General features: G+C 59.3%; 16 protein-coding genes and 1 pseudogene. 11 read left to right on the top strand and 6 right to left on the bottom strand.

Features of this window, described 5'->3' with window-relative positions:
- Positions 1-6: 6 nt before the first annotated feature.
- The 3 genes from fdhD to ACEN8Z_RS03920 all read left to right on the top strand — a co-directional run bounded on the left by fdhD (position 7) and on the right by ACEN8Z_RS03920 (position 4032).
- Positions 7-846, top strand: coding sequence for a formate dehydrogenase accessory sulfurtransferase FdhD (gene fdhD / locus ACEN8Z_RS03930; RefSeq protein WP_495596839.1), 840 nt, complete (start codon positions 7-9; stop codon positions 844-846).
- The gene (locus ACEN8Z_RS03925; RefSeq protein ID WP_495596838.1) at positions 843-3191 is read left to right on the top strand and encodes an FdhF/YdeP family oxidoreductase; all 2349 of its coding nucleotides are present in this window, start codon (positions 843-845) and stop codon (positions 3189-3191) included. The genes fdhD and ACEN8Z_RS03925 overlap by 4 nt, the downstream gene beginning before the upstream one ends.
- Positions 3192-3546: 355 nt before the next feature.
- Complete coding sequence (locus tag ACEN8Z_RS03920) at positions 3547-4032, top strand: glycine zipper domain-containing protein (RefSeq protein ID WP_495596837.1); 486 nt, start codon at positions 3547-3549, stop codon at positions 4030-4032.
- A gap of 67 nt (positions 4033-4099) precedes the next feature.
- Here the strand turns inward: ACEN8Z_RS03920 and ACEN8Z_RS03915 are convergent, their stop codons facing one another.
- From ACEN8Z_RS03915 to ACEN8Z_RS03905, 3 genes are all read right to left on the bottom strand, one after another.
- Positions 4100-4522, bottom strand: coding sequence for an acyl-CoA thioesterase (locus ACEN8Z_RS03915; protein ID WP_495596836.1), 423 nt, complete (start codon positions 4520-4522; stop codon positions 4100-4102).
- A 190-nt stretch (positions 4523-4712) separates the two neighbouring features.
- A complete protein-coding gene (locus ACEN8Z_RS03910; protein ID WP_495596835.1) occupies positions 4713-5939 on the bottom strand; it encodes a 3-hydroxyacyl-CoA dehydrogenase in 1227 nt (408 codons plus the stop codon).
- Between the two features lie 232 nt (positions 5940-6171).
- A complete protein-coding gene (locus tag ACEN8Z_RS03905; RefSeq protein WP_495596834.1) occupies positions 6172-8106 on the bottom strand; it encodes a RecQ family ATP-dependent DNA helicase in 1935 nt (644 codons plus the stop codon).
- A 449-nt stretch (positions 8107-8555) separates the two neighbouring features.
- Here ACEN8Z_RS03905 and ACEN8Z_RS03900 point away from each other — a divergent pair, with 449 nt between their 5' ends.
- From ACEN8Z_RS03900 to ACEN8Z_RS03875, 6 genes and pseudogenes are all read left to right on the top strand, one after another.
- The gene (locus tag ACEN8Z_RS03900; RefSeq protein ID WP_495596833.1) at positions 8556-8894 is read left to right on the top strand and encodes a hypothetical protein; all 339 of its coding nucleotides are present in this window, start codon (positions 8556-8558) and stop codon (positions 8892-8894) included.
- Between the two features lie 353 nt (positions 8895-9247).
- Positions 9248-9547 (top strand): hypothetical protein, encoded by a 300-nt coding sequence (locus ACEN8Z_RS03895; protein ID WP_495596832.1) that lies wholly within the window; start codon positions 9248-9250, stop codon positions 9545-9547.
- Positions 9548-9695: 148 nt separating this feature from the next.
- Positions 9696-10139 carry a hypothetical protein gene (locus tag ACEN8Z_RS03890; protein WP_495596831.1) on the top strand — a complete coding sequence of 148 codons (444 nt, stop codon included), beginning with the start codon at positions 9696-9698 and terminating at the stop codon, positions 10137-10139.
- Complete coding sequence (locus ACEN8Z_RS03885) at positions 10139-10411, top strand: type II toxin-antitoxin system RelE/ParE family toxin (protein ID WP_495596830.1); 273 nt, start codon at positions 10139-10141, stop codon at positions 10409-10411. The genes ACEN8Z_RS03890 and ACEN8Z_RS03885 overlap by 1 nt, the downstream gene beginning before the upstream one ends.
- Before the next feature lie 18 nt (positions 10412-10429).
- Positions 10430-10573 (top strand): annotated as a pseudogene (locus ACEN8Z_RS03880) (YhfG family protein); the annotation flags it as partial.
- 66 nt (positions 10574-10639) lie between these two features.
- Positions 10640-10993 (top strand): DUF1493 family protein, encoded by a 354-nt coding sequence (locus ACEN8Z_RS03875; protein ID WP_495598079.1) that lies wholly within the window; start codon positions 10640-10642, stop codon positions 10991-10993.
- 96 nt (positions 10994-11089) lie between these two features.
- Here the strand turns inward: ACEN8Z_RS03875 and ACEN8Z_RS03870 are convergent, their stop codons facing one another.
- The 3 genes from ACEN8Z_RS03870 to ACEN8Z_RS03860 form a co-directional block, all read right to left on the bottom strand.
- Positions 11090-12631, bottom strand: coding sequence for a phosphoenolpyruvate carboxykinase (locus ACEN8Z_RS03870; protein ID WP_495596829.1), 1542 nt, complete (start codon positions 12629-12631; stop codon positions 11090-11092).
- Between the two features lie 180 nt (positions 12632-12811).
- On the bottom strand, positions 12812-13714 hold the full coding sequence (hslO, locus tag ACEN8Z_RS03865; protein WP_495596828.1) for an Hsp33 family molecular chaperone HslO: 903 nt from the start codon (positions 13712-13714) through the stop codon (positions 12812-12814).
- 228 nt (positions 13715-13942) lie between these two features.
- A complete protein-coding gene (locus ACEN8Z_RS03860) occupies positions 13943-14347 on the bottom strand; it encodes a S4 domain-containing protein (RefSeq protein WP_108231466.1) in 405 nt (134 codons plus the stop codon).
- Positions 14348-14563: 216 nt separating this feature from the next.
- On the opposite strand from ACEN8Z_RS03860, the gene rimB reads away from it, so the two are divergent.
- Both rimB and rimK read left to right on the top strand, forming a co-directional pair.
- Positions 14564-15043, top strand: coding sequence for a retropepsin-like aspartic endopeptidase RimB (gene rimB / locus ACEN8Z_RS03855; protein ID WP_008003225.1), 480 nt, complete (start codon positions 14564-14566; stop codon positions 15041-15043).
- Positions 15040-15945 (top strand): 30S ribosomal protein S6--L-glutamate ligase, encoded by a 906-nt coding sequence (rimK, locus tag ACEN8Z_RS03850; RefSeq protein WP_433738155.1) that lies wholly within the window; start codon positions 15040-15042, stop codon positions 15943-15945. The genes rimB and rimK overlap by 4 nt, the downstream gene beginning before the upstream one ends.
- Positions 15946-15960: the final 15 nt, after the last annotated feature.

Below are 15960 nucleotides of genomic sequence, written 5' to 3'. Positions count from 1 at the left end.
GATGCCATGAACACCAAGCGCCCTGCCTGCGCGGCGCCTGCCCTCGAAACGCCCGCGCCCGCCGCCAGCCAGACGTACCGTTACAGCAACCTTGAAGACACGGAATCGACCAGCACCGCGCTGGCCGAGGAAGTCGCGTTGGCGATTGCTTACAACGGCATCAGCCAAGCGGTCATGCTGGTGACACCGACGGACCTCGAAGACTTCATCGTCGGCTTCAGCCTGGGCAGCGGCATCATCCAGGACGCCACGGACATCTATGACCTGCAACTCAGCGGCTCGGGGGCGGCGCAATACGCGCAAGTGACCATTGCCAACCGCGCCTTCTGGAACCTCAAGCAACAGCGTCGGCAACTGGCCGGTACCAGCGGTTGCGGGCTCTGCGGCGTGGAAGCGGTCGAGCAGGCGTTGCCGGACCTTCAGGTATTGCCCGGCGCCCCGCTGCCGCCAGTCGAATGGCTGGATGGTCTGCGCGAGCGCATCGGCGCCTTCCAGCCCTTGGGCCAGCACTGCGGTGCCGTGCATGCGGCAGTGTTCATGAATGACAAGGGCGAGCTGCTGCTGGGTCGCGAAGACATCGGCCGGCACAACGCCCTCGACAAGCTGATCGGTGGACTTGTCCGCCAGAACATCCCGACCGCGGGCGGCCTGGCGATTGTCACCAGCCGTTGCAGTCTCGAATTGATCCAGAAAGTCTTGCGCGCCGGCATCCAGACCCTGGTCAGCCTGTCGTCGCCCACGGGCCTTGCCGTGCAATGGGCCCGTCGGCACAACCTCAATCTCATCCATCTGCCACAGAAGAATGCGCCGCGGGTCTACAGCCCAACGTTGGAGAAACAAGCGTGAGTCAACACCGTCAAGCCGACCAGAAACCTGTCCCTCGCTACAAGCCCTACAAAGGCCCGGCCGGTGGCTGGGGCGCACTGATCAGCGTCGCCCAGGCCTGGTTGACCAGCGACAACGCGCTGAAAAACCTGCGCATGATGCTCAAGACCAACAAGAACGGCGGCTTCGACTGTCCCGGTTGCGCCTGGGGCGATTCTCAGGAAGGCGGCATGGTGATGTTCTGCGAGAACGGCGCCAAGGCGGTGAACTGGGAAGCGACCAAACGCCGTGTCGATGCCAGATTCTTCGCCAGACACAGCGTCACTTCGCTGCTGGAGCAAAGCGACTATTGGCTCGAATATCAGGGCCGCCTGACTGAGCCAATGAGCTACAACGCCGAAACCGATCGCTACCAACCGATCAGTTGGGACGACGCGTTCGCGCTGATCGCCAAACACCTGAACGGCTTGTCGAGCCCGGATCAGGCCGAGTTCTACACCTCGGGGCGGGCCAGCAACGAAGCGGCTTTTCTCTATCAGCTGTTCGTGCGCGCCTATGGCACCAACAACTTCCCTGACTGCTCGAACATGTGTCACGAGGCCAGCGGTGTCGCGTTGTCGCAAAGTGTCGGTGTCGGCAAAGGCACCGTGACGTTCGACGACTTCGAACACGCCGATGCGATTTTCGTCTGGGGCCAGAACCCCGGCACCAACCACCCGCGCATGCTCGAACCGCTGCGCGAAGCGGTGAAGCGCGGCGCTCAAGTGGTGTGCATCAACCCGCTGAAAGAGCGCGGCCTGGAGCGCTTCCAGCATCCGCAGCACGCGATCGAAATGCTCACCAACGGCGACAAGCCGACCAACACCGCGTTCTTCCGCCCGGCCCTGGGTGGCGACATGGCGATCATGCGCGGCATGGCGAAATTCCTCCTGCTGTGGGAGCGCGACGCGCAGAAAACCGGTGCCCCGGCGGTGTTCGACCACGACTTCCTCAATGAGCACAGCGCCAACGTGCTGGAGTACCTGGCGACTATCGACGAGACGCCGTGGGAGCAGATCGTTGAGCAGTCGGGCCTGCCCCTGGTAGAGATCGAACAAGCGGCACGCATGTATGCCAAGAGCAAGAACGTCATCATGTGCTGGGCCATGGGCATCACCCAACACCGCCACTCGGTGGCGACCATCCAGGAAATCGCCAACCTGATGATGCTGCGCGGCAACATTGGCCGGCCGGGTGCCGGGCTGTGCCCGGTGCGTGGCCACAGCAACGTGCAGGGCGACCGGACCATGGGCATCAACGAGCGCCCGCCCGCGGCATTCCTCGACTCCCTGGAGCGTCGTTTCCAGTTCAAGGTACCGCGCCACAATGGCCACAACGTGGTCGAGGCCATTCACGCCATGGCTGAAGGCCGGGCAAAAGTCTTCATTGGTCTGGGCGGCAACTTCGCCCAGGCCACTCCAGACAGCCCGCGCACCTTCCAGGCCCTGCAAAACTGCGACCTGACCGTACAGATCAGCACCAAGCTCAACCGCAGCCATCTGACCCACGGCAAGGACGCGCTGATCCTGCCGTGCCTGGGCCGCACCGACATCGATATCCAGACCGAAGGCCCGCAAGCGGTGACCGTCGAAGATTCGTTCAGCATGGTCCACGCCTCCAATGGTCAGTTGCAGCGGCTGTCGAACCAGATGCGTTCGGAACCGGCGATCCTGGCCGGCATCGCTGCCGCGACCCTGGGCAGCCACCCGGTGGACTGGAACTGGCTGGTGGCCGACTACGGCCGCATCCGCGACCTGATCGCCGAGACCATTCCGGGCTTCAAGGACTTCAACGAGAAGGTCAGGAATCCGGGCGGCTTCTACCTGGGCAACAGTGCCGGCGCACGCAAGTGGAATACCGCCTCGGGCCGGGCCAATTTCCGCCCGAACGCACTGCCCAAAGACCTGGTGCACGAACGCACCCGCGCTACCGGTGTGCTACCGGACCTGATCATGCAATCGATGCGCTCCCACGATCAGTACAACACCACCATCTATGGCCTCAACGACCGTTATCGCGGCGTGAAGGGACAACGGGATGTGTTGTTCGTCAACGAAGCCGACATCATTCGCCTGGGCTTCAGGCCGGGGCAGAAGGCTGACATCGTTTCGCTCTGGGACGATGGCGTTGAACGTCGGGTAAAAGGCTTCACGCTGCTGGCGTTTGATATCCCGGCCGGGCAAGCGGCGGCCTACTACCCGGAAGTGAACCCGCTGGTGCCGCTGGAAAGCACCGGCGATGGCAGCCATACGCCGACTTCGAAGTTCGTGGCGATCCGGTTGGAAGCGGCGAGTGAGACCGGGTTGATCATGGCCAGGTCTGCGTAACACTTCGTCTGAACTGGCCCCATCGCGAGCAAGCTCGCTCCCACAGTGGAATTCTGTCGTACACATAATCCGTGCACACTGAAGAGCAAATGTGGGAGCGAGCTTGCTCGCGATGAGGCCAGATCACTCAACGAGACTTCCGGATCCAACACATTTCTTTCGCCCACAAAAAAGGCCGTTTCCTCATGAAAACGACCTTTGCGAAGTAGTAAAAGACCGGCAAAAAAACGTTAAGTTCCGTCCAAAAAACAGTAACTTGCAATATTGTATACAGGTCGTGTTATTCGTCGGATTTCGATTGTCACGCCCATTCCAGAGCCTCAGGATCGCGCCGTCATCCCCTTGAGGTTCCTCCATGAAGTTCTCCTCGATTCTCTTGTTGTCCCTTGGCCTGGTCAGCGGTATCGCGTCTGCTGGCGGCACCACCGAAGCCGGTGTAGGCGGCGCATTGGGCGGGGTTCTGGGCTCGGTCGTCGGCCAGTCGCTGGGCGGCAATACAGGTTCCACCATCGGCGCGGCCCTGGGTGGCGCGGGTGGTAGTGCCGTCGGTGCAAACAAACACAGCCGTGGCGAAGCAGCCATTGGCGGTGCGTTGGGCGCAGCAGGCGGTAACGTGGTCGGTCGCAGCATGGGCGGCACCAGCGGCAGCCTGATCGGCGCCGCAGCAGGTGGCGGTGCCGGTGGCGCGCTGGGTAACTACATGGGCAAAGAGTACGATGATGAAGGCGGCGATCGTCGTTACTATCGCGACCATGACCGTCGTCGCTACTACCGCGACGGCCACCGTCACCACGGTCATGCCTATGGCCACCGCAAGCATCGCTGGCACGACGACGACTAAGGCATCCATCGCCTCGCTATAACTGGCACATCAAAAATCGCAGCCCAAGGGCTGCGATTTTTTTGCCTTACTGAACCACCAGACACTGCAGCGCCCCGCGCAACCCTGCCGGAATCGCCACGGGTTGATTCGCCGCTCGATCGACAAACACATGCACGAAGCGCCCTGCCGCACAGGCTTCGTCTTCCCCTTGCTTGAACACGGCCAGTTCGTATTGCACCGAGCTGTTGCCCAACTTGCCCACCCGCAGACCGATCTCGATGCGATCCGGGAAGGCAATGGAAGCAAAGTAATCACAGGAGGAACTCACCACGAACCCCACCACCTCACCGTCATGGATATCCAGGCCGCCGACTTCGATCAGGTAAGTGTTCACCGCCGTATCGAAGAAGCTGTAGTAGGTAACGTTGTTGACGTGACCGTAGGCGTCGTTGTCGTGCCAGCGGGTGGTGATGGGCTGGAAGTGGGGGTAGTCGGTGCGTTGGGGCATTGGCGTTGTATCCTGGAATGGGTTCACCAAGTCTAAGGCGAAAACCGCGTTATCGTTCTTCGCGAGCAAGCCCGCTCCCACATTGGATATCGGTCGTACACAAAATCTGTGTTCACCGAAGATCAATTGTGGGAGCGGGCTTGCTCCGGGCGGCGACCCGACGAAGGCACCCTTGCAGGCGCCACATCAATCACTTGTCAGCAAAGCCCTTGCCCGCCGCCGCCAATTCACCAATCAACCGCGCCGGGTTCCAGTGATCGCCTTGACGCGTCTCAAGGTCCATCAAGCGCCGATGAATGTCCGCCAACCCTTGCTGATCGGCCCAGGCCATCGGCCCGCCCTTGTCCGCCGGGAAACCGTAACCATTGAGGTAAACCAGATCAATGTCATGGGCTGACCCGGCAATGCCTTCCTGAAGGATCTTCGCGCCTTCATTGACCAGTGCCAGCAAGCAGCGCTCGAGAATTTCCTCCGGGCCGATCACGCGACGGTGGAACCCCTGCCTTTCGCTGACTTCCAGCACCAGCGCGTCCACCTGTGGATCATGTTCAGCCTGGCGACTGCCCGGTTCATAGTGGTAGTAACCATTGCCACTCTTCTGGCCAAAACGCTCCATTTCGCACAGTCGGTTATCCACCTGAACTTCCGGCGCATCCTGCCCGACACCCGACAGTTGCCGGGCGCGCCACTGCAGATCGACGCCCACCACATCGAACATGCGGAACGGCCCCATGGCGAAACCGAAGCCTTGCAGCACTGCATCTACCTGGTAGGGATAAGCGCCTTCCAGCAGCATTTTTCGTGCTTCGAGCACATAGGTATTGAGCATGCGGTTGCCGATGAAACCGTCGCAATTGCCCGCCACCACACTGACCTTGCCCATGCGCTGGCCGAGCGCCAGTGCCGCATCGAGGACTGCCGGTGCCGTCTGCGCGCCACGGACGATTTCCAGCAGCTTCATGATGTGCGCCGGGCTGAAGAAGTGCAGGCCCAGGACCTGCTGCGGGCGCCCCGTAACCGCAGCAATGGCGTCGATGTCCAGCGCCGAAGTATTGCTGGCCAGAATCGCTTCAGGTTTGAGCAGGCCATCGAGCTCGCGGAAAATTTTCTGCTTGAGCTCAAGGTTTTCGTACACCGCTTCGATGACCAGGTCGACATCGCGGATGGCCACATAACCTTCTGCCGCCGTTACGCGCGCGACACGGGCATCCGCTTCGCCCTGATCAATCCGGCCCTGGCGCACGTTGTGGGCGTAGGTGTCCGCCACGGTGGCCAGCGCTTGCTCCAGCATTTGCGGATTGTTGTCGACCCACTGCACGGCCACCCCGGCGTTGGCCAGGCACATGACAATGCCACGGCCCATGGTGCCCGCTCCGATGACGGCAGCGCGCTGAATATTCGTCGGTGTCTGGCTCATGTTTTGTTCTCTTGTTGGCGATCCGAAGACAGCCCTCACCATAGTCAGCCACTGCGTTTTTTTGAAATTTATTCCTGTGATGAGCAACATTCAGCGGATGGATATAGCCCTTTGAGTACACCGCAAATCCCTGTGGGAGCGAGCTTGCTCGCGATGGCGATTTGTCAGTCACCATCACTGTTGAATGTGCCGGCCTCATCGCGAGCAAGCTCGCTCCCACAAGGGTTGTGGTTCAGCCTGCCAGATGCCGCTCGGCCCAACTGCGCACCCCGGCATACGGATAATCTTCCAGCGCCGCAAAACCGGGAATCGACCGCGCCTTGAGTTTGGTGAACAGCGGCACGCCGATTCCGCACAGAAACCGTGTCACGCGTTCAGCCGAGGGCACGTTGCCCGTGTGCTGCTCGTGCCTGTGGATAAAGTCGCCACACAGCGCCTCGAAATTTTTATCCACAAGCGCCGGCAACTCCGGTGGTGCGGGCAATCGCGCCACTTGCCCGTGACACACCGAACAATGGCCACATTGCTGCGGGGCATTGTGGTCGCCGAAGTACTCAGCCAGGCGGTAACCCAGGCAACGGTCGGTGGCGAACAGATCCAGCATCGCGTGAATCCGCGCGACCTCGGTGCGCTCATGCCGAGTGAAATAGCCGTGCAGTTCCTCGCTCAATGCGGCGCTGTCGAACCCGCTTTGCAGCACGCTGTAGACCTCGGTCATCTGCTTGCTTTCCAGCTCCACCCAGCCCTTCTCCTGGAAGTAATCCAGCGCCTTGACCACCCGACTGCGCTCGGCCCGGTGCTGCTCGTACAACGCCTCGAAATTCACCGTGGCCCAGGTCCGGGCGCGGCTGGAGGTCTGGATGATCGCAGCGACAAAATCCCTGCGCTCGCCTTCGAAACGCGCCAATAGCGCCTCGGGCTCCTGCACATACTTGAAACGATACTCGGCGTAGTAGGCGTAGCGCGGGGCGATCAACCCGCGCAATTCGAGTTGCACCAGCAAGGTCTTGAGCGGTAACTGACGAATGTTGCTTTGATCGGCCAACGGCCCCAGCAGAAACTCCCACTGCCCTTCGGGTGCTGCGGCAAGCATCTCGTCCAGCACGCAACGGATGCCATCCAGCTCGGGCGTATCGCCGTAGACGAAGTTCTCCAGCACGTTGAGGCTGTCGCGGTTGGCCAACACCAGGCAGTCCGACGGTTGCCCGTCACGCCCGGCACGGCCGATTTCCTGACTGTAGTTTTCGATGGATTTGGGCAGGTCGAAGTGCACCACGTTGCGGATGTCGCTCTTGTCGATACCCATGCCAAAGGCGATGGTGGCGACGATGCAATTGGACTGCCCGCCCATGAAGCGACGCTGGATCGCCTCCCGTTGCTCATGGGGCAACCCGGCGTGATAGGCCTCGGCCCGAATGCCGTTGCGGTTCAGGTGTTCGGCGATGTGCTCCGCCGTTTTCTGCAGGGTGACGTAGACGATGCTCGGCTGCTCCGGACGCTGGCTCATCCACTCGACGAGGCGTCTGCGTTTGTCCGCTCCGCGAACCGGCTCCACCAGCAAACTCAGGTTCGGGCGATAGAAACCGGTGGTCACTACATCCTCGGTGGCGATGGCGAATTTCGCCTGCATGTCGGCGATGACCTTCGGCGTTGCCGTTGCAGTAAGCAGCAGAACCTGAGGAATATTGAACTGGCGTTGATAGTCGGGAAGCTTGAGGTAGTCCGGGCGAAAATTATGCCCCCATTCGGAGATGCAGTGCGCCTCGTCCACCACCAGCAGCGAGATCGGTACTTGCTGCAGGAAATGGCGAAAACGCTCGTTCTTCAAGCGTTCCACCGAGATCATCAAAATCTTCAATTCGCCGGACTTGGCCCGGGCCATGACGTCACTGGCGTCATCGCGGCTCTGGGCCGAATCGATACTGCCCGCCGAGATGCCGTGGCGCTGCAGGAACGACAGCTGATCCTGCATCAACGCCAGCAAGGGTGAGACCACCAGCGTCAGGTGCGGCAGCAACAGCGCCGGCAATTGGTAGCAAAGGGATTTGCCCGAACCGGTGGGGAAAATTGCCGCCGCCGAACGCCCGGCCAACACAGCACTGACGGCCGTCTCCTGACCGGGTCGAAACTGTGGATAACCGAAAACCTGTTCCAGGGTGTTGTGCATAAGCTGTCACTCCATTGACCGCTGGGGAGTCAAAAGCCTGGCCGGCGATTGCAGCGAGTCAAGAAAAGGTCGGGGGCGAAAACGATAGGGGATGATACAGCGGATGGCTGCAAGGGCTTGAGGAATCGGGTAACGGACAGATCGCGAAGAGGCCAACACACCCACCGCAAAACTCGAAACACCCGACATCGTCCGAGGCACCCTCTACCGAGATTTACCGCGAAGCGACTGAAAACGCTGTAAGCATTTTTACCTCTCGCCATTTCGCGTTGAAAACCCACCACCAACCTGTAGTCCCCTTCCTCCAAATATGACAAAACCCTTACAAAGCCTGTCGATCTCGGCCGTCTTGTCCCCCAACGCCATACCCTCCTATAGTTTCCTGCGCGGCTGAAAACAGTGTCTCGGCCTGCCGGGAACACTTGCCGATTTCGCACAGGACCCACTTAATGAAAAACCCCGACTCACTGACAGCCCGCTACCAACCGCTCAAGACCCGCTACAGCGAAACCCCGGTGCTGGTCATCGATACCGAGGCCGACCCCTTCGAGATCCTCGACGCCGCCCGACAACGCATCCGCGCCGCCAGCGACCTGCTCGAAACCCTTTATTGCACCTGTTTCAAACAGGCCGAAGCGAGCGACATCCCCAAGATCGTCAGCGCCCTGTACCTGCTGACCCAGGACGGCAACGACCTGCTCGACATCGCCCGGCAACGCTTGCCGAAACACGTTGCTTGCCCCACCACAACTCCCTGTGGGAGCGGGCTTGCTCGCGAAAAACGATAACGCGGTCCACTGTGGATAACGCCGTCAGCAACGACCTATGAAAGCTTCGGCAAGGTCCTACAAAACAAGACACCTTGTCGGCTATCGATGACCAGTCACTCAATCCTATAGTCCGGGCTGTCGCTGCCAAATCAGCGACTCGGGCTTGGTCACCCGAATGGAACACATAAACGCGTCCGTTGTATGCTGCCGGCACTCAAGTGTCTGCACGCTTTATGGTGGCTGTGTTTGGGACGCCTTCGAGCGTGCCGGTTTTGTGTGTTCTCCCGGTTGACCAACCCGAACACAGTCCGCCTCCCATCGCTTGGTCACGATGGCGGTGGTTTCATCCAAAGCATTTGAGAATACATAAAATGAACAAATGGAATCCGTTCACCAACGAACGTTATCTCCCACTCCACACCAACCTCACCGACACCTCGGCCCTGATCATCGACACAGAGGCCAACCCCCAAGACATCCTCGAAGCCGCCCTCCAGCGCATCCGGGCCTCCAGCGAGCTGCTGCAAACCCTGCACTGCCAAAGCTTCAAGGACGGCGATGTCGAAGACATCCCGCACATCACCCACGCCCTCTACCTGCTAACCCAGGACGGCTGCGACCTGCTCAAGGTTGCCCAGCAACGCATGCTCAACTGGAAAGCCCCCGCTTAACGCGCTCGTTCAGGCAGGTTCCGCTCCCAAGTAGGACGGGCCTGCCTGATCAATGATGTTTTCCTGCCGTCCACATAGGAGCCGAATATTGCAAACTATTATTGATTGCGTAGCATGTGAGCCATTGTTCACCCATGGACTCACTCTCATGACAGCCGAAACTATCGATCACAGCACCCTCACACGATTGGTTGAGAAAGGCTCGGTAAACAGCGCGCATATCGTCGCGAATCCGGGAGGGTGGTCGATTCAAATTCCGTACGGGAACAAACAATGCTCCCTGACAGCGCAACGTAGTCGACAGGTACGACTGTTCAAACGACTTGAAACGTTGGTGACTTATCTGCAAGACGTAGGCATCACCACCTTCGATGTGGACGCATCGAACTATGATCCACTCCAAATCAAAACCTACACGCGTCCCGATCGTTCCGAGGCGATGAAACAGGCACACGATGCCGCCGCATACGAGGAGTGGTTCAAGGAGCAGGTCCAAATTGGGCTTGATGATTCAAGACCGACGGTGAGCGACGAGGAGGCCCGCCGAATATTCGCCGCCAAACGTGATGCCATACGTCAGCGGGCGCGTTGATGAAGGTAATCTGGCGTCAGACGGCGCTTGATGACCGAAGCAAAATCATGGATCACATCACTCTGGACAACCCTGAAGCGGCGATTGCCCTCGACGAAATTTTCGAGTTGAAAGCTGAGAACGCTCGTCAGCGTCCGACTCTTTACAGAAAAGGCAAAGTCCCGGGAACGCGGGAGATTGTTGCGACCGCCAACTACGTCATGATCTATCTGATCACAGAAAAGGCAGTTGAAATGGTAAGGGTGATTCATGCCAGACAAAGATGGCCCTGACATTCATTGGCACTTCCCATGAGCAAATTGACCTTCAAAGAAAAACAAGCTCATTACGAAAAGGTCCGCCGTTCAAATTACTTGGCTAGCTTGCGCCTCGCCGGATTCGATACTTCTCCGACAGATCTCAACAAGCCGCTTATCTCGCGAGAACAGGCACTTGAAAAATACCGAGAGAGCAAAACAGTTGAACCTGATTCTCGTTCCAGCCTATCGGAATATCCTCCATTGAACCTCTCTTCCAGCCTCCCTGACGACCCCTCCCTGCACCAGCTCTTACAACTGCTGCACGAAGAGCTCGGCCTGCCCGAACGCAAAACCATAAGCCTTACCACCTCAATCAACTTCGACCTGGGCTGCAACGGTTCCGATGCTCAACACCTGATCGAAACCCTGGAAGACCACTTCGCCATCGATTTCGTGGATTTCGACAGTTATCGCTATTTCCAGCCCGACGGCTTTGACGTGAATCTAAAGCGAAAAGCCAAGGGGCGCGGCAATAAGGTGCCATTGACCATCGGCATGCTCTACCGGGCCATCAAGGCCCAGCGCTGGGACACGGATGAGCTCGAAGGCCTGTAACGGCCCGGCGCATTCTGACTTGCCCGCGGAAAACTGAATTTTGCGCACAAAAAAGCCGCCCCGAGGGGCGGCTTTTTCGTTAGCTCAATCCAACACTTACAACTTTGGGCCCGCAGCCTTGATCGCGTCGCTCACTTCGAACTTCTTGAAGTTCTCGATGAACAGGCCGGCCAGTGCTTTGGCGGCTTCGTCGTAGGCGGCTTTGTCGGCCCAGGTGTTGCGTGGGTTCAGCAGGCCAGTCTCAACGCCCGGTACGGCCAGTGGCACGTCGAGGTTGATGGTGTCCAGGTGCTCGGTCTCGGTACCGATCAGCGCGCCACTCTGGATCGCTGCGATCACCGCACGGGTGGTCGGGATGTTGAAGCGCTTGCCGACGCCGTAGCCACCGCCAGTCCAGCCGGTGTTGACCAGGTAGACCTTGGAGCCGAAACCGCGGATGCGCTTGATCAGCAGCTCAGCGTACTCGCCGGCCGGACGCGGGAAGAACGGTGCGCCGAAGCAGGTGGAGAAGGTCGACTTGATGCCGCTGCCCGACCCCATTTCGGTCGAACCGACCAGTGCGGTGTAGCCGGACAGGAAGTGGTAGGCCGCTTGTTCTTCGTTGAGGATCGACACTGGCGGCAGTACGCCGGTCAGGTCGCAGGTCAGGAAGATCACAGCGTTCGGCTCGCCACCGAGGTTCTTCTCGGAGCGCTTGGCAACGTGCTCCAGCGGGTAGGCGGCGCGGCTGTTCTGGGTCAGGCTGACATCGGCGTAGTCGGCGTGCTTGGCATCGTCGATAACGACGTTTTCCAATACCGCGCCGTGCTTGATGGCTTTCCAGATAACCGGCTCGTTCTTCTCGGACAGGTCGATGCACTTGGCATAGCAACCGCCTTCGATGTTGAACACAACGCCTTCGCCCCAGCCGTGCTCGTCGTCACCGATCAGGTAACGGCTTTCGTCAGCGGAAAGGGTGGTTTTACCAGTGCCGGACAGACCGAAGAACAGGGTCACGTCGCCCTCTTCGCCGATGTTGGCGGCGCAGTGCATTGGCAGCACGTCAGCGGCCGGCAGCAGGAAGTTCTGCACCGAAAACATGGCTTTCTTCATTTCACCGGCGTAACGCATGCCGGCGATCAGCACTTTCTTCTGTGCGAAGTTGATGATCACGCAGCCGTCGGAGTTGGTGCCGTCACGCTCTGGCACGCATTCGAAGTTGGCAACGTTGAGGACCTGCCACTCTTCACGACCAGCCGGGTTGTACTGGGCCGGGTTGATGAACAGGCAACGGCCGAACAGGTTCTGCCAAGCGGTCTGGGTGGTCATCTTCACGGCCAGGTAGTGCTCGGAAGCCGCACCTACATGCACGTGGGAAACGAAATGCTCTTGCGCGTTGTTGAATGCCTCAACGCGAGCCCACAGGGCGTCGAACTTGTCGGCCGGGAACTTGCGGTTGATCGGGCCCCAGGCGATGGCGGCCTGGGTGCTTGGCTCTTCAACGATGAAACGGTCGACTGGCGAACGGCCGGTACGGTGACCGGTACGAACAACCAGTGCGCCGGTATCGGCAAGCTCGCCTTCACCGCGGTTGAGGGCTTCTTTAACCAGATCATCAACACTCAGATCGGTGTACACGGCATTATTGGCTTGCGTCATGAGGTTCCCCGTCGGCCAGTGGCCGAGTGCTCCAAACGTTTTTGTAGTAGAAAGTCGTGCACTACTACCGCGAAAAAAGTGGGCCGGATTATGCCAGAAAAGCCCAAAAAAAGTAGGCCCCTCCTGTCGTAACGGCATTAATCCGGCGGTAGCCAGTGAATTTACCTGCGCTGAACCGTTTTAGTGACGAGTATCTGACGGCGTATCGATACCCGCACCGGCGAACAATTGAGTGACATCGGCCGCGTCGAACAGGTAGCGCTGATTGCAGAACTGGCAATCGATCTCGATATTGCCACCGTGTTCGACCACCAATTGCTGCGCGTCCTCCATCCCCAGACTGACCAGCGCATTGGCCGAACGTTCGCGCGAGCAGCTGCAACGGAAGCGCAACTTCTGCACATCGAACATACGCACCTGCTCTTCGTGGTAGAGACGATGCAGCACGGTTTCGTTGTTCAGGCCCAACAGCTCATCGGCCGTCAGAGTGGTGGCCAGCGCGGTAAGGTGCTGCCAACTGGCGGCGCGCTCCTCCTCGTCTTTCAAGCGGTCGGCAGGCAATTGCTGCAACAACAGGCCACGGGCGCGACGACCATCGGCGCAGAGCTTGATACGAGTGCCAATCTGCTGGGACATGACGAAGTAGTTGGTGAAGCAGTCGGACAACGTTTCGCCATCCAGATCGACGACGCCCTGATAGCGCCGGCCCTGTTTCGGGTCGACGGTCAATGTCAGCGAGCCATCCGGCATCAAGTCAGCCAGGGTTGCGTCGGGGGCAATCCGGTCGGCCTCGTAACGGGCCAGGCCCCGGATATCGCGCTCGCTGGAGCACTCGATCATCAACAGTGGGATCGGGCCTTCGGAGCGGGCCTGCAATATCAGCAAGCCATCGAACTTCAGCGTGCCAACCAGCAACGATGCGGCCGCCATCAGCTCGCCGAGCAGTTGCGCGACCGGCTGCGGGTAGGCGTGTTTGGCCAGGACTTCGGCGTAGCTGAGCTCCAACGAGACCAGCTCGCCACGGGTGTCGCTGTCATCGAAGATGAAGCGTTGGGTGAAGTCGTTATCCGGTAGGTCAGTCATAAGTCTGGGTATCTGAAGTGGTGACAAAAGTGATTACATAATTCGAGGTCGCGCCTTGGCCATAGCGTCTTGCTGTCTGGTTATGGCTTACAGGCCAGCGACTGTGTGCGCTTTACGACGAATGGCACTGCCAATGGCTCATAAAGGGTAGGCGAATTACCCCATATGGCTACGCGCAAGCACAATTACAAGTCTTTACCTGTTTGAGTGATCGACGGCCCCGGTCAATCATTCGTTGCTGCTACCACGAAACTTGAACAGGTCCCGCCGCTGTTTCTTGCTCGGTTTGCCATCGGTGCTCACGCCCAGAGCGCCTGCTTTGCGCTCGGCGGCGGCGTTTTCGCGCTTGGCGATGCTGGCTTCAGTTTCGGCGTACAGCATCTGCGCCTCCGGTGCGCCACGGCGAACGATCGACAACGCCTGGACCACTACCGTGCGCTCATCGAAACCGGTGCGAATCACAAACTCGTCACCGACCCGTGGCTCTTTACCCGGCTTGCAGCGTTCGCCCCGGCAATGCACCTTGCCGCTTTCAATCGCCGCCTTGGCCAGGGCACGGGTTTTGTAAAATCGTGCAGCCCACAACCATTTATCGAGGCGGACTTTGTCGTCCTCTTCATTTTTTTGTGCCATGGAATTTCCTCATTCTGAAATATTGGTGAACTGTACTACCGTTTCTGACGTACCAAGAATTTCACCGGCTCGGATTACAATGCTGACATTCCATAACCTCCTTGCGAGGCTGGAAATCCGGGCCGTAGATATCTGTCGCCTTTTAACCATTATTCTGCGTGAATACCGCGAATTCGGCCGCATGCGGCCCGAGCGGTTTCTACCGGTTGAGCACTTTTGAAGACATTTGACCATTTGACCGTTGTCGGTCTGCGCGAGTGGGTGGCGCTCCCGGATTTGGGAGTCGCGGGCCTTCGGGCAAAAATCGACACCGGTGCCAGCACCTCAAGCCTCCACGCCACCGAAATCGAGCTGTTCGAGCGCGATGGTGAGCAGTGGGTGCGTTTTACCGCCCACCTGGGTTCCGTCGTACAACTGCGCCACCGGCGCTGCGAAGCACCGTTGGTGACGATGAAAACCATTAAAAGCTCAAACGGTCACGCGCAGGTGCGATACGTGATCAGCACCACCCTGGCCCTTGGTGATCGGGTCTGGCGGGTCGAGTTCACGCTCGCCTGCCGCAAGTCCATGCGTTATCGCCTGCTGCTCGGCTCCAAAGCCCTGATCCACGGCCAGTTGGTGGTCAATCCGGGCATCAAGTATGTACAAGACAAGCCGGTGTTCCCGGTATCTACCTCCTCCACAGGTGTTGCATGAAGATCGCTGTGCTGTCGCGGAACCCGCGTCTGTATTCCACCCGCCGCCTGGTTGAAGCCGGTATTGAACGCGGCCATGAAATGGTGGTGGTCGATACCCTGCGCGCCTACATGAACATCGCCAGCCACAAGCCGCAGATCCACTACCGCGGCAAACCGCTGGAAGGTTTCGATGCGGTGATTCCAAGGATCGGTGCGTCCGTGACCTTTTATGGCTGCGCAGTGCTGCGCCAGTTCGAAATGATGGGGGTATTTCCGCTCAACGAATCGGTGGCCATTGCCCGTTCACGGGACAAACTGCGTTCGCTGCAATTGCTGTCCCGTCGCGGGATCGGCTTGCCGGTGACCGGGTTTGCCCACTCCCCCGATGACATTCCCGACCTGATCGAAATGGTCAACGGCGCGCCGCTGGTGATCAAGGTGCTGGAGGGCACCCAAGGCATCGGCGTGGTGCTGTGCGAAACCGCTACAGCCGCAGAATCGGTGATCGAGGCGTTCATGGGCCTCAAGCAGAACATCATGGTTCAGGAGTACATCAAGGAGGCCGGTGGCGCGGACATTCGTTGCTTCGTCGTCGGCGACAAGGTGATTGCGGCGATGAAGCGCCAGGCCAAACCCGGCGAGTTTCGCTCCAACCTGCATCGCGGTGGCAGCGCGAGCCTGATCAAGATCACGCCGGAAGAGCGCATGACGGCGTTGCGCGCAGCCAAGGTCATGGGGCTGGCGGTAGCGGGGGTGGACATCCTGCGCTCCAATCACGGGCCGCTGGTGATGGAAGTGAACTCGTCGCCGGGGCTGGAAGGGATCGAGACCACCACTGGCAAGAATGTCGCGGGGATCATCATCGAGCATCTGGAGAAAAATGGCGGGCCGAATATGACGCGGACCAAGGGCAAGGGTTGATTCTGAATTTTGTGG

This window comes from Pseudomonas sp. Pseusp10 (assembly GCF_059492225.1).
Note: the sequence above shows the minus strand (reverse complement) of the source record. Positions and strands in the feature narration are given on the sequence as shown.